The sequence below is a fragment of the Onishia taeanensis genome (assembly GCF_900100755.1).
GTDB classification, from domain to species: domain Bacteria; phylum Pseudomonadota; class Gammaproteobacteria; order Pseudomonadales; family Halomonadaceae; genus Onishia; species Onishia taeanensis.
In genome coordinates this window covers 1-12,531 of sequence record NZ_FNCI01000021.1, presented here as the reverse complement: position 1 = coordinate 12,531, position 12,531 = coordinate 1, and the positions used below count along the sequence as shown (strand labels likewise).

16 protein-coding genes and 2 rRNA genes are annotated in these 12,531 nt (G+C 63.4%); 10 read left to right on the top strand and 8 right to left on the bottom strand.

The genetic code is table 11. From position 1 onward, the window contains the following. Positions 1-401: 401 nt before the first annotated feature. Positions 402-1,172, bottom strand: a complete 771-nt coding sequence (locus BLR71_RS16635) for a DUF3750 domain-containing protein (RefSeq protein ID WP_092528859.1) — start codon at positions 1,170-1,172, stop codon at positions 402-404. 130 nt (positions 1,173-1,302) lie between these two features. Between BLR71_RS16635 and BLR71_RS16630 the strand changes: the two genes are divergently transcribed. Continuing rightward, positions 1,303-2,229 carry a thioredoxin family protein gene (locus BLR71_RS16630; protein WP_092528857.1) on the top strand — a complete coding sequence of 309 codons (927 nt, stop codon included), beginning with the start codon at positions 1,303-1,305 and terminating at the stop codon, positions 2,227-2,229. A gap of 35 nt (positions 2,230-2,264) precedes the next feature. Here the strand turns inward: BLR71_RS16630 and BLR71_RS16625 are convergent, their stop codons facing one another. Beyond that, on the bottom strand, positions 2,265-3,419 hold the full coding sequence (locus BLR71_RS16625; protein ID WP_092528855.1) for a MalY/PatB family protein: 1,155 nt from the start codon (positions 3,417-3,419) through the stop codon (positions 2,265-2,267). 43 nt (positions 3,420-3,462) lie between these two features. Here BLR71_RS16625 and BLR71_RS16620 point away from each other — a divergent pair, with 43 nt between their 5' ends. The 6 genes from BLR71_RS16620 (at position 3,463) to BLR71_RS16595 (ending at position 6,475) form a co-directional block, all read left to right on the top strand. Next, positions 3,463-3,888, top strand: a complete 426-nt coding sequence (locus BLR71_RS16620; protein WP_092528901.1) for a hypothetical protein — start codon at positions 3,463-3,465, stop codon at positions 3,886-3,888. Between the two features lie 101 nt (positions 3,889-3,989). Then, positions 3,990-4,400: an acyl-CoA thioesterase gene (locus BLR71_RS16615; RefSeq protein ID WP_092528853.1), complete on the top strand. Its 411-nt coding sequence runs from the start codon at positions 3,990-3,992 to the stop codon at positions 4,398-4,400. Then, on the top strand, positions 4,397-4,867 hold the full coding sequence (gene ybaK, locus BLR71_RS16610; protein WP_092528851.1) for a Cys-tRNA(Pro) deacylase: 471 nt from the start codon (positions 4,397-4,399) through the stop codon (positions 4,865-4,867). The genes BLR71_RS16615 and ybaK overlap by 4 nt, the downstream gene beginning before the upstream one ends. Positions 4,868-5,032: 165 nt before the next feature. After that, complete coding sequence (locus BLR71_RS16605) at positions 5,033-5,362, top strand: hypothetical protein (protein ID WP_092528849.1); 330 nt, start codon at positions 5,033-5,035, stop codon at positions 5,360-5,362. Further along, positions 5,331-5,852 (top strand): DUF501 domain-containing protein, encoded by a 522-nt coding sequence (locus BLR71_RS16600; RefSeq protein ID WP_092528847.1) that lies wholly within the window; start codon positions 5,331-5,333, stop codon positions 5,850-5,852. The genes BLR71_RS16605 and BLR71_RS16600 overlap by 32 nt, the downstream gene beginning before the upstream one ends. A 71-nt stretch (positions 5,853-5,923) precedes the next feature. Continuing rightward, positions 5,924-6,475: an LOG family protein gene (locus tag BLR71_RS16595; RefSeq protein WP_092528845.1), complete on the top strand. Its 552-nt coding sequence runs from the start codon at positions 5,924-5,926 to the stop codon at positions 6,473-6,475. Positions 6,476-6,637: 162 nt separating this feature from the next. Here the strand turns inward: BLR71_RS16595 and BLR71_RS16590 are convergent, their stop codons facing one another. Beyond that, the gene (locus BLR71_RS16590) at positions 6,638-7,147 is read right to left on the bottom strand and encodes a hypothetical protein (RefSeq protein ID WP_092528843.1); all 510 of its coding nucleotides are present in this window, start codon (positions 7,145-7,147) and stop codon (positions 6,638-6,640) included. Positions 7,148-7,244: 97 nt separating this feature from the next. Then, complete coding sequence (locus tag BLR71_RS16585; protein ID WP_092528841.1) at positions 7,245-7,751, bottom strand: tetratricopeptide repeat protein; 507 nt, start codon at positions 7,749-7,751, stop codon at positions 7,245-7,247. Positions 7,752-7,987: 236 nt separating this feature from the next. On the opposite strand from BLR71_RS16585, the gene BLR71_RS16580 reads away from it, so the two are divergent. Together BLR71_RS16580 and yaaA are read left to right on the top strand one after the other, a co-directional pair. Beyond that, positions 7,988-9,019, top strand: a complete 1,032-nt coding sequence (locus BLR71_RS16580) for an NADP(H)-dependent aldo-keto reductase (protein WP_092528839.1) — start codon at positions 7,988-7,990, stop codon at positions 9,017-9,019. A 211-nt stretch (positions 9,020-9,230) separates the two neighbouring features. After that, on the top strand, positions 9,231-10,010 hold the full coding sequence (gene yaaA / locus BLR71_RS16575; protein ID WP_092528837.1) for a peroxide stress protein YaaA: 780 nt from the start codon (positions 9,231-9,233) through the stop codon (positions 10,008-10,010). A gap of 56 nt (positions 10,011-10,066) precedes the next feature. Here yaaA and BLR71_RS16570 read toward each other — a convergent pair whose 3' ends face one another. Next, entirely contained in the window at positions 10,067-10,639 is a 573-nt protein-coding gene (locus BLR71_RS16570; RefSeq protein ID WP_092528835.1) for an isochorismatase family protein, read from the bottom strand. 100 nt (positions 10,640-10,739) lie between these two features. On the opposite strand from BLR71_RS16570, the gene BLR71_RS16565 reads away from it, so the two are divergent. After that, on the top strand, positions 10,740-11,579 hold the full coding sequence (locus BLR71_RS16565) for a Tim44 domain-containing protein (protein ID WP_092528833.1): 840 nt from the start codon (positions 10,740-10,742) through the stop codon (positions 11,577-11,579). A 179-nt stretch (positions 11,580-11,758) separates the two neighbouring features. On the opposite strand, the gene BLR71_RS16560 is transcribed toward BLR71_RS16565, so the two are convergent. The 3 genes from BLR71_RS16560 to BLR71_RS16550 form a co-directional block, all read right to left on the bottom strand. Beyond that, positions 11,759-11,974 carry a hypothetical protein gene (locus tag BLR71_RS16560; RefSeq protein WP_217629356.1) on the bottom strand — a complete coding sequence of 72 codons (216 nt, stop codon included), beginning with the start codon at positions 11,972-11,974 and terminating at the stop codon, positions 11,759-11,761. 220 nt (positions 11,975-12,194) lie between these two features. Further along, positions 12,195-12,310 (bottom strand): 5S ribosomal RNA (gene rrf, locus BLR71_RS16555). A gap of 114 nt (positions 12,311-12,424) precedes the next feature. Continuing rightward, a 23S ribosomal RNA gene (locus BLR71_RS16550) occupies positions 12,425-12,531 on the bottom strand; the annotation flags it as partial.

Here is a 12,531-nt window from a genome sequence, read left to right as displayed (position 1 = left end):
TTCGCTCTGGTTTCAAGGTCAGCGGTCCCCGCTACCCAATATAGAAAAGCCGATACTCACCAGAGTGTCGGCTTTTTTGTGTCTGCACGGCACCTGCAACGAGCGCGATACGCCAGTCCCAGAACCCGAAGGTCATCGGTTCGCTTTGGTTTCAAGGTCAGCGGTCTCCGCTACCCAATATAGAAAAAGCCGATACTCATTCGAGTGTCGGTTTTTTTGTGTCTGGACGGCACCTTGAAACCAACACGATACGCCAGTCCCAGACCCCGAAGGTCATCGGTTCGCTCTGGTTTCAAGGTCAGCGGTCCCCGCTACCCAATATAGAAAAGCCGATACTCATTCGAGTGTCGGCTTTTTTGTGTCTGGCCGGTGCCCACCATCAACTCGGATTGTTTACCCCGTTAGCGAACAGCGCCGTCGCCTTGTACGGGTGCGGCGGCACCCAGGCGACCGACGCCGGGCAAGTTGAGGGCGAGCGGCCAGGGGTCAACGCCCAGCGTCAGGCCCAACAGGTTCACCTCAAGCCCTTCATCCCGAGCCAGCAGAATCCCCACTAGCCCTCCGAGTGCTAACTGGTAGCCGCTGCCACTGGGTGCCTCGGCCAGCACGCCGTCGAACAGATAATCCTTGCCCAAGGCATGGGGCGGCAACGCCACCTCGAGCCCGGGTACCTCGCGCACGATCCAGGCGATGAAGGTATTGCTGTTGGGCCCCGGCCAGGCACGGTAGCGATCCGGGGCCGGGTAGCGAGCCACCGCGGCCTCGATGCAGGGAATCAGCTTGGCCGCCGAAGCGCCGCGATAGTCGGCAAGCAGGTTGGGCGGATTACCGTACCAGGAGCGGTCCGGCTGCCCCCACTGGCTGACCACAGTGGGTCGCCGCCAGCTCAGCACCTGGTAGCGGCGATAATCACTCGCGCCGGCTGCCTTGGTGGCGATCCAAGTATGCACGGCGAAGGCCCCACGCCAGCTGTAGGCCCTGGCCGCATAGATATGCACGACCGCCTCCGGGGTCACGTCAGCCGCCGGCGCCAACCCTACGGGCCGACGATCGGCATTGGACCAGTGGGTGTCGAGATCGACCCGCTCACCGGCCAGCATCCACAGCGGTCCGGCCAGCAGGAGCGCGACGCCAAGGAGCACCACTAGTATTACCCTCATCACTCGCGCCATTCGCGCTCCCACATGCACCCCAAGGCCAAAGCGCCACGGCATGGGCAGACGCCGTGCGGCATACACCTTGAATCTCCGCCTCATCACCCGCATCTAACGGGGAAATTCCCAAACACTCAAGGTAGCCAGCATGCCGATCGTCGACCCACGCAGTGGCGCGCCCCTGAATCCTGAATCAGCAGCCGGTGAGGCAGGCGGCGCCGATTCCTCCGCCTACATCGTCGATCTCAATATGAGCAACTTCCAGCAAGTAGTGCTGGAAGGCTCGATGAACACACCGGTGGTACTGGACTGCTGGGCCTCCTGGTGCGAGCCCTGCAAGAACCTGATGCCGGTGCTGGAAAAGCTAGCCCGCGAGTACAACGGCGCCTTCGTGCTGGCCAAGCTCAACATTGAAGAGCATCAGCAGATCGCCGCCCAGCTGGGCATCCGCTCGGTGCCGGACGTCAAACTGATCATGCAGGGCCAGCTCTACGATGAGTTCCAAGGGGCGCTGCCGGAAAGCCAGATCCGCGAGTGGCTTGGCAAGCACATCGCCGCGCCATCCGCGCCGGAAGCCTCTCCCGAGGAACAGGCTCAGGCGGCGCTGGCGGCAGGCGACCCGGCCACGGCGCGGGCGATCTACCAGCAGCTGGTACAGGATAACCCCCAGCATCACGACTATCAGATCGATCTGGCCAGTGCCGTGCTGGCCGAGGGCCAACCCGATGACGCCCGAGCGATCCTCGACAACCTGCCGCCGGAGCACCGCGACGCGCCGCGTGCTCGGGGCGTTCGTGCCCGACTCGAGTTCGGCGAAGAAGCGCCGGACGCCGCCACACTGGCCGCACTAGGCGATCGCGACGACAGCGAGGCGCAATTCCTGCGCGCCCTTCGCCAGGTCGCCGACGGCGACTATGAACTCGGCCTCGACGCCCTGCTGACGCTGATGAAGCGCGACCGCGCCTACGGCGACGATGCCGCCAGGAAGACGCTACTGCGGGTCTTCGATGCCCTCGGCTCCGACCACCCACTGACGGTGACCTATCGCCGCAAGCTGTTCGCGCAACTCTACTAAGCACTCAGTCCGTTCAGGACTATGCCAGTACGAGACTAAGCCAGCACACGGTCGAGGCGGTCAAGTGCCTCGTCCAGCTGGGTGCGGGTAGTACCGAAGTTGAGCCGCACGAAGCCCGGCCAACCGAAGTCGGCACCGTCTGAAAGTGCCACCCGCGCTTCTTTGAGCAGCAGGCGCTGCGGTGACTCCCCAAGCCCAGCCTGGCGAAGATCGAGCCAGGCAAGATAAGTGGATTGAGGAGCACTCATCGATACGCCCGGCCAGCCGGCCACCGCCTCGGCCAGGCGCACCCGATGCCCGCGCAGGGTCTCGAGCAGCGCCTGCCGCCAAGGCTCGCCGTGGCGATAGGCGGCCTCAGCGGCGACCAGCCCCATCAGGTTGACGTCGGGCAGCAGGCCACGCCCGGCGGCGATGAACTGCCGGCGCCGTTCGGCGTCCGGAATCACCGCGCAGGCCGCGGTCAGGCCAGCCAGGTTGAAGGTCTTGGAGGGCGCCCACAGGGTGATGATGCGCGCGGCAAGGGCCGGGAATAGCGCCGCCAGTGGCCGATGGCGAGCGCTTTCGTCGAGCAGCAGGTCGCAGTGCAGCTCATCGGAGACCACCAGCAGGTCGTGGCGCTCGACCAGTTCGGCCAGGCCTTCGAGCTCTTCGATGCTCCAGACCCGCCCGGTCGGGTTGTGGGGCTGACACCACAGCAGCAGCCGGGTCTCGGGGGTAATGGCCGCTTCGAGCGCCGCCAGGTCGAGCCGCCAGGGCTCTCCCGGCGCCGCGGGTTCGGCAAGGGCGGCGGTCTGCGCGCGTCGCCCGGTGCGCTCGGCGACCTTGAGGAACGGCGGGTAAATCGGCGTCACCGTCAGGATGCCGTCGCCCGGCTCGGTGAAGGCTAGGCTCGCCAGGTGCAGCGCAGGCACCACCCCCGGCAGCCAGTGCTGCCACTCAGGCTCGATCGACCAGTCGTAGTGCTCGCGACTCCAGGCACAAAGCGCCTCGCGCAAGCCATCAGACACCACGCCGTAACCGAATACCCCATGGCTGACTCGCGCCTGCAGGGCGTCGATGACCGCCGGCGGCGAACGAAAGTCCATGTCGGCGACCCACAGCGGTGCCACGTCTTGGTCATAGCGCTGCCATTTCTGGGACGGCCAGTCGGGGTGTCGCCGGGCTAACGGCGTGGCAAAATCGAACTGCATGCTGCCTCCTGTATCGCTCATCATCCTTGGGAATCCCCTGAACATGCCCGAAACCCCTTTCTATGCCAAGGCCATGCGCGGCGCCTCACATTTGGTGGGGCACTGGCTGCTGCTCGGCCAGGCCTCCCCTCAGCGCCTGGCCATGATTCTTGCCGACACGGCCCGGGTCGCCAAGCTAGGCGAACCGGAGGAGACGCCGAGCGGCCCGACTCTAGAGGCCTGGGGCAGCGGCGCCCAGCCTCCGCTATGGGCGGCTCGTTCGGCGAGCTTCCTGCTCACGCAGATGCCGGCCAGGCCGACACCCCGCGATGAGGCAGAAGCCTGTGCCTGGGCCTATTGCTGGCTTCGCAACCGCGACTTCGACAGCTTCGAGGAGGCCGAAGCCGCGCTACCCGACCACCTGCGTGAAGCGCTAGCAGAAGCGCTGCCGGAGGCCTGGGCGGATCGCATCAGCCAACGACTGATCTAGCCAGCCCCAAGCGGCCCACAACCCCCGGCCTTGGATAACTTGCCCAAAGCTCGGCGCCGGGCAATGCTGAGTCTCTTCTTTCTGCTGTATCGGAGCCTTTGATGTTCGTCACCACGCTCGACCCCGCCTTTCACGACACGGATGCCCTTGGGCACATCAATAACACCCGCCTGCCGGCCTGGTTCGAGCAGGCACGCACCGACCTGTTCCGGCTATTCACGCCGGATCTCGATCCGCGCAAGTGGCAACTGATCCTGGCGCGCCTGGACGTGGAGTTCCTGGCCGAGCTGCACTATGGCAGCAGTGTTGAGGTGAACACCTTTCTGACCCGGCTAGGCAACAGCTCCTTCACGGTGACCCAGGAGGCCCGGCAGCATGGCAAGCTCTGTGCCCGTGGCAATACCGTGATGGTGCACTACGATCACCACGCAAAACGCGCCAAGAAGATCGAGGGTGAGCTGCGCACGGCCCTCGAAGAGCACCTGCAGGCCCCCGCCGAGGCCGAGTCATGACACCGGCGGTTCGCACCCTGAAGGCGGCGGGCATCGACTTCCAGCTCACCGAGTACAGTCACGACCCGCGGGCCGAGGCCTTCGGCGAGGAGGCCGCGAAGACACTGGGCCTAGCCGCGCAGACCGTCTTCAAGACGCTATTGGCCAAGCTCGATGACGGCCGCCTGGTGGTGGCGCTGGTGCCGGTGAGCGTGCGTCTCGATCTCAAGGCGCTGGCCAAGGCGGCTGGCGCGCGCAAGGCGACCCTCGCCGAGCCGTCGCTTGCCGAGCGCACCACCGGCTATGTGGTGGGTGGCATCAGTCCACTGGGCCAGAAGAAGCGTCTGCCGACCTTTCTCGACGAGAGCGCCATGGCACTCTCGACGCTGCATGTCAGTGGTGGTCGCCGTGGCCTGGAGATCAGCCTTGCGCCGGACGATCTTGTCACCCTGACCGATGCCCGACCCTTAGCACTGGCACGGAGCTGAGCACGCCGCCCGGCGCTAGACTGGACGTCCCGCGCTATTCCGAGATCAGCGGCCAAGGTCGCGAGCCGAATGCCAATGACCGCGGTCCTATTAGCAACTCCCTTAAACGCCAGCAGCCCATAGCAGCAACCCTGAGCAACACCCTCTGCTCGACCAGGAGGCGTCATGGCCATTCGCTATACCCTGTGGCTCGACCCCGATGACGTGGCTCGCCATCGAGCCGTAGAGGCCGATCTCGAGCATTACTTCGTCGAGCGCTTCGCCGACTATCCACACATCCGCTTGTTCGGGCATGACCCTTACGATTATGATGCGCCGTTCAATCGCCTCTACGAAGCCCTCCTGGCACGGGCCAACGACTACTGCGAGCGCCAATGGCGCTACGTGCCCACCCCGGTGCAGCTCAACACGGCCTTCTTCCGTGCCGTGGGGCGCTCGAACAAATTTCTGCGAGACCCCCAAGATGGTGATCCAGACCGATCAGATCCCGAATGACCGCCAGTTGGCGATCATCACCGAACAGCTCGGCCGAGCGCCCCGCGGCACCATGGCGGTAGCCGCCACCGACGGCGAAGATACGCCGCTGGTGCTACGCATGGCGCCGATCGTCGAGGGCAAGCCCTTCCCGACGCTCTACTGGCTAAGCAGCGAACGGCTCAAGATCGAGCTGTCTCGCCTCGAAGCCCGCGGCGTGATCAAGGAACTCGAGGCGCGCCTTCAGCAGGAGCCCGCTTTCCTGGCCGCCTACCACCGCAGCCATGAGGACTACGTGGCCCGCCGCTGGCGCTTCATGGATGACATCCAGCGCGCCGAGGTCGAACGCCTGGGCTATGCCAAGGTCCTCACCGAGCGTGGCATCGGCGGCATCAGCAACTGGGATCAGGTGCGCTGTCTGCATACCCAATATGCCCATCATCTATGCGGTGACAATGTGATCGGCCAGTGGCTGGACGCTGAATTTGGCGTCATCGACTGTTTGCCTTGAGCAGACAGCAGGACCCAGCTGAAAACCCGGCAGAGCCGGGCTAGGATAGAGGCCCGATCAAGGAGCATTGCATGGCGAACATCTGTGTGTATCTGGGGTCCCGGCAAGGGAGCGACCCTTGCTTTCACGAGGCAACCGTGGCGCTGGGCCGTGAGATCGGCACTCGCGGTCATGGCCTGGTCTATGGTGGAGCGCGCGTGGGACTGATGGGCGCCCTGGCCGATGCCGTACTCGACGCCGGCGGAGAGGTGATCGGCGTGATGCCGGATCATCTGGTGGAGCGCGAGATGTCTCACCACGGCCTGACACAGCTAATTCGCGTTGCCGACATGCATGAGCGCAAGGCCACCATGGCGGCCAAGGCCGATGCCTTCGCCGCCCTCCCCGGTGGCATTGGCACTCTGGAAGAGCTGTTCGAATCCTGGACATGGCAATACCTGGGCCTGCATGACAAGCCCATTGCCCTGCTCGATACACAACGGTTCTTCGCCCCGCTGCTGACCTTCCTCGACAACCTGGTCGGCCAAGGCTTCCTCGACGCCCGGACTCGCGACGCCTTGGGGTCGGCGCCGACACCTGCCGCGCTGTTGGACCGCTTGGAACAGCAGTTGCTCCCCGCCTGAAGCGACACCCGCAAAAAACATCTGGCTGCAAACGACGATCGCCCGGCACTTACTTGGCCGGGCGATCGTCGTTCAGGTATCCAAAAACGGCCGTCTCATGGCTCGCTGAAGCGTCAACCAGCCAAAGATGAGGTAGGCAAAGAAAAGATGACGGAAGAGGGGCTAGCTGCCGCTCTCGGCGCGTGACAGCGCCAGGGTATGCTCATAGGTGAGCTGCAATAGCCGGGCATCTTCACCAGCGCGGTGGCGCTGGATATCACACTCGGTGATCAACGCTTCCTTGGCGGCGCTCCACAGCTCCAACTGGCGCTCGTCAAGCAGACGGCGCAGGGCCTCGAGGCGAAAGCGTGGCAGCATCCCGGCATGGTGGAACAGCAGGGACATCCAGGTATTGTCGTAGCCCCAGCTATCACTGTAGGCGATGCCGATCTCTGCAAGTTCATCGTTGAGCCAGCGCGCCACCTCGACCACCGGGTGGCCCTCGCGCTGGAGCCGCGCACGGGAGATGCCATGCAGAAGCTCGGCCTTGGGATCCCAATGCGTCCACTCCGCGAGTGGCTGGATCAGGAAAGCGCAGGTCGAGCCATCGGTGCGCGCCAATCCGATCTCGATCGGATAGCTACCGCGCCCAAAACCGGACGCTTCGATATCCAACAGGGTAGGCAGCGTCACGACATGGACATCCTTTGTGGATCTGACGAAGAATCGGCGACTCCCCCTAGAAGCCGCCACTGGCCCTAGCCTATCGGCTCAGGACGCCAGGGTCGACTCAGTGGCAGAGAGATGCCGGGGGCGCGGCTTCCTCGGCGATGCACTGATCGGCCAGCGCCTGCCAGTGCGCGGCACGCAGTGGATCCACGGCGAGCCCCAGCATACCGCTACGATAGGCGTCGGCCAGGCGTTCGGCGGCCACGGGATGACCGGCTTCGCCGGCACGGGCATACCAGGTCACCGCCTTTTCATCGCGACGCGGATACTGGGCACAGCCATGCTCGAAGATGCGACCGGCCTGGTACTGAGCGCTTACGTCGCCCTGACGTGCGGCCTCCATCACATAGCGCGCGCCCTTGGCCTTGTCTTGAGGGCGTGTCGCGCGGTGGAACAGCATATGCCCATAGACCGACAGCGCGGATATGTGACCCGCTTCTGCACAGCGCTGATACAGATGCATCGTCAAGCGCTGGGTGCGTCGCGAACGAGGCAACCAGCGATTATGGAAGAGCTGTTCCGCCAGTCGATATTCGAGACGGGTAACCAAAGAAGATGCCTGATGCATGGCAAACAACCTAGCGTCTTGTGTAACGAGGAAATGCGCTCGTCGTAATCCGACGACCGTCATCGTGTCACCGTACTAATAACTAGATAACTAGTGGCCATCCGGGCGCCGCCGGGGCAACGGGGTGGCAAGCATACGCCCCCCATGCAGGGGACTCAACCCCCGTATTTGCCGCCGACAAAGGGCGCCGCTACCATGCCGATTCACCCCGCGCTTTTCCCTGATTGGAGCGAGACATGCAAACGCGACCGCTTGGCGATACCGGCATCGATGTCAGCCGGCTGTGCCTAGGCACCATGACCTTCGGAGAGCAGAACAGCGAAGCCGAAGCGCACGAGCAGCTCGACCGCGCCACGGCGTTCGGCATCAACTTCATCGACACCGCAGAGATGTACCCCGTGCCGCCCAAGGCCGAGACCCAGGGCCTGACCGAAGCCTACGTGGGTAGCTGGCTGAAGGCCCGGGGCACCCGCGATGACGTCATCCTTGCCACCAAGGTGGCCGGCCCCGGCCTCGATCACATTCGCGGCGGCCCGCGGCTGACCCGCGAGCATATTCATCAAGCCATCGACACGAGCCTCGCGCGGCTGAACACCGATTACGTGGACCTTTATCAGCTGCACTGGCCCGACCGTAACGCCAACTTCTTCGGCAAGCTCGGCTATGAAACCAAGGAAGACGAGGACGCCACCTCTCTTGAAGAGAGCCTGTCCGCCCTCAAGGAGCTGGTCGATGCCGGCAAGGTGCGTGCCGTAGGCCTCTCCAATGAGACGCCCTGGGGCGTGATGCATGCGCTCTCACTGGCCGATCGCCTTGGTCTGCCACGGGTCGCCAGCGTGCAGAACCCCTATAACCTGCTCAACCGCAGCTATGAAGTCGGCCTTGCCGAAATCAGCCACCGCGAGCGGGTCGGACTGCTGGCCTATTCGCCGCTGGCCTTCGGCGTGCTCTCCGGCAAATATCTGCACGGCGCCCAGCCGCCCAAGGGCCGCCTGACTCTCTTCGAGCGTTTCAAGCGCTACAACTCGCCGCTGGCCGATGAGGCCACCCGCGCCTATGTGGAGATCGCCCGCGAACACGGCCTGGACCCGGCGCAGATGGCGCTGGCCTACGTCAATTCACGCCCCTTCCTGACCAGCAACATCATCGGCGCGACCACCATGGAGCAGCTCGAGAGCAACCTGGCGAGCGAGTCGCTCAAGCTTGGCGATGACGTGCTCGAGGCCATCGAAGCCGTGCATACCCGTCTGCCGAACCCTAGCCCCTAATGACGCCTACCCCTGAGGGGCTATCGGGCCGCGTCCTTTTATCAACGTCTTCTATCCCCGGCGGCCAACGCCGGGGTTAGTGCTACTACGCCTACCTGCGGCTATCGCTCCCATAGCGCCGCGACTATCCCCGTGCCCCAGGGCGTCTTGATATACTCAAGGCCTGACGACGGGCTTAGCCGCCCATGCCGACTGTTCACAGGAGCGCCCTATGCTGAGCGTGATTTCCCCCGCCAAGACGCTGGATTTCGAGACCCCGCCAAGCACCGACACCTACAGCCAGCCCGACTATCTCGAGCGCAGCCGTGAACTGGTCGATGTCTTGCGCGACTACTCGCCCCAGCAACTCAGCGAGCTGATGGGCATCAGCGACAAGCTGGCGGGCCTCAATGCCGCCCGCTTCGCCGAGTGGCAGACGCCCTTCACGCCGGACAGCGCCAAGCCGGCGGCGCAGGCCTTCCAGGGCGATGTCTATGTGGGGCTCGAGGCCGCTAGCTTCAGCGAAGACGATAACGCCTTTGCCCAGGAGCATCTGCGCATCCTCTCCGGCCTCTATGGCCTGCTGCGCCCGCTGGACCTGATCCTGCCCTACCGTCTGGAGATGGGCACCAAGCTTGCCAATCCGGCCGGTAAGGATCTCTATGCCTACTGGCGGGATACCCTGACCCGGGACCTCGACCAGGCGGTCAAGGCGAGCGGCAGCCCGGTACTGGTGAACCTAGCCTCCAACGAGTACTTCAAGGCCATCGACACCAAGAAGCTCACCTCGCGCGTTATCACGCCGGTGTTCAAGGATGAAAAGAACGGCCAGTACAAGATCATCAGCTTTTATGCCAAGAAGGCCCGCGGCCTGATGAGCGCCTGGATGATCCGCGAGCGCCTCGACGACCCCGAGGGCCTCAAGAGCTTCGATGTGGCCGGCTATCGCTTCAATGCCGCCATGTCGGAAGGCAATACCATGGTCTTCACCCGCGCGGAGGGTGCGTCCTGAGGCTCACAGCGCTGACTCAGCGCCTTGGTCTGCACCCGTTTTGAGATGAGCTCAGTTCAAAAATGCAAAAGGCGTGCTGCACGGGGCTTGAGGAATTCCCGATGCGCTTCCTTGAACGACGCATTATCACAGCGCTCGAGCCACTCATAGGCCGCCATGTCGGCACTGATCACAACGCCACCAGCGGCCGTGACTCGTTCTCGTGCCAGTCGCGCCTCCTCATGGCGTCGGCTGGCACAAGCCTCGGCAAGCCAATACACCCGGTAATCCGCCGCCAGAAGCCCCAGCGCCGTCTGCAGCACACAGATATGCGCCTCGCTGCCGCAAATCACTACCTGCTTGCGACCAAGCTCGGCCAGCGCCTTGGCGAAAGGGGGCTCCGCATGGGCATCGAAATGCACCTTCTCCCAACGAAGCGCATCGGGCGCCGACGCCAGTAGCCGCGCATCCACTGACCCAAGGCCCGCCGGATATTGCTCGGTCAGCCACACCGGTACATCAAGCATTCGCGATAACCCGGCGAGCCAGGCCGCCTCGGTGACGGCCTGCTCACCGCCTTCGATCACCGGCAGCAAGCCAGTTTGCAGGTCGACGATCAACAATAGGCTAGTCGTGCGGTCGAGTCGCATCTTGGGTTTCCCTCACCAGTGACGTTATGGATTCAGCATAGGCGCCGAAGCGGGTATTCTGTCAGGGAATCGAATCATCCCTCAGGAGCACCCTCTCCCCATGCGCAATATATTTGTACTCATCCTGGCCACCTTCATGAGCCTGGGCCTGGCCGTTGATCACGCCGAGGCCAAGCGCCTGGGCGGCGGCAAAAGCTTCGGCTCCTACTCCCGCTCAGCGGACTCGACTGCCGCTACATCCAACCGCAGCTCCGCCACCTCAGGCACTGGCGCCCGTCAGCCTTCGCGAGGGCTGTCGCGCTTCGCCGGTCCCTTCGCCGGCCTGCTGGCCGGCGGCCTGTTGGCGTCGCTGTTCTTCGGCGGCGCCTTCGACGAACTGCGCCTGATGGACCTGCTGCTGGTGGCCGGTGCGGCCTTCCTGCTGTTCCGTCTGTTCGCCAAGCGTCGTCAACCGGCCACCGCCAGTGGTGACTCGATGGCTCGCCAGGAGCAGAGCACCTCTCAACCCTTTACTAACTCAGAGACTCTCTCAGGGACGCTAGACGGCGGCCTTGGCGGTGCGAGCACGACGCCGAGCTGGTTCGACAAGGAACGTTTCCTGGGCGGCGCCAAGGAACATTTCATGGCCCTGCAGCGGGCCTGGGACAACAACGATTTCGCCGGTATCCAGGAGTTTGTCACCCCGGCGTTCTACAACCAGCTCCGTGACGAGCGCGCCAACCACCCGGCCAATAATCGTACCGAGATCGTCAGGCTGTTCGCGGAGCTTGGCGACGTGCGAGAGATCGGCCAGCAAGCCGAGGCCAGCGTTATCTTCCACGGCATCATGGACGAGAACGGCGAGCACAACGAGTTCAACGAGACTTGGCACCTGATTCGCGAGCTGCGTGACAACGCCCCCTGGTACCTGCAGGGCATCGAGCAGAACCCGGGCGCCTGAGGCTCACACGCCAGACCGGGTCTGGCGTGACTCTTCCTCGCGAGGCCTCAAGACTCACCAACAAAAATGCCGGGCGTTTGCCCGGCATTTTTTTGGATTATCCCACCGATCAGGCAAGTGAGTGCATCCGCAGCTATGAGCCTGGAGATGCCTCCAGCGCTCTTTCCTAACACTCTACCTTAGTAGTCGGACTGCGCCTCATCGGCCGCCTCTTCGACGTTATCACCGGCTTCCTCGATCGCATCACCCGTGTCTTCCATGGCGTTATCGATCTTCTCACCGGCCTGCTCTGCTGGCCCTTCCTCTTCACAGCCAGTGATGGCGACGGCCATCATAGCCACCAGCAGCATGATGCCGAGCTTGCCCATCAGCTTGTCCGTAAGCTTCACGTTCATGATGTTGTCCTCCTGAATGATGGTTGCCATACCTGACGACGAGTGTCAGTTCACACACCATAGCCGCCTTGGCGCTACGACACTACCCATAGCGCATTCGGCTCAAGCTCTTAGGCCATGCCGTCACGCATGCTTCAACAGATGCACCTTGGGGCACCCTCGAAAGACTGACACGAAAAAACCCCGACCTGTGAAGGACCGGGGTTTTCTCTAAATAAGTGCCTGACGATGACCTACTCTCGCATGGAGAAGCTCCACACTACCATCGGCGCTAAGCGGTTTCACTTCCGAGTTCGGCATGGGATCGGGTGGTTCACGCTCGCTATGGTCGTCAGGCGAAACGGGTTGATGAGTCGCCGTGGCGGCTCATCGCAATAAGAATCATGCTGACGTGATGCGTCTCGCGTATCCGTCAATTGTGCGCGTCATGCGCAGACCCCTTGGGGTTATATGGTCAAGCCTCACGGGCCATTAGTACACGTTAGCTCAACGCCTTGCAGCGCTTCCACACCGTGCCTATCAACCAGCTCGTCTCGCTGGGCCCTTCAGGAGGCTTA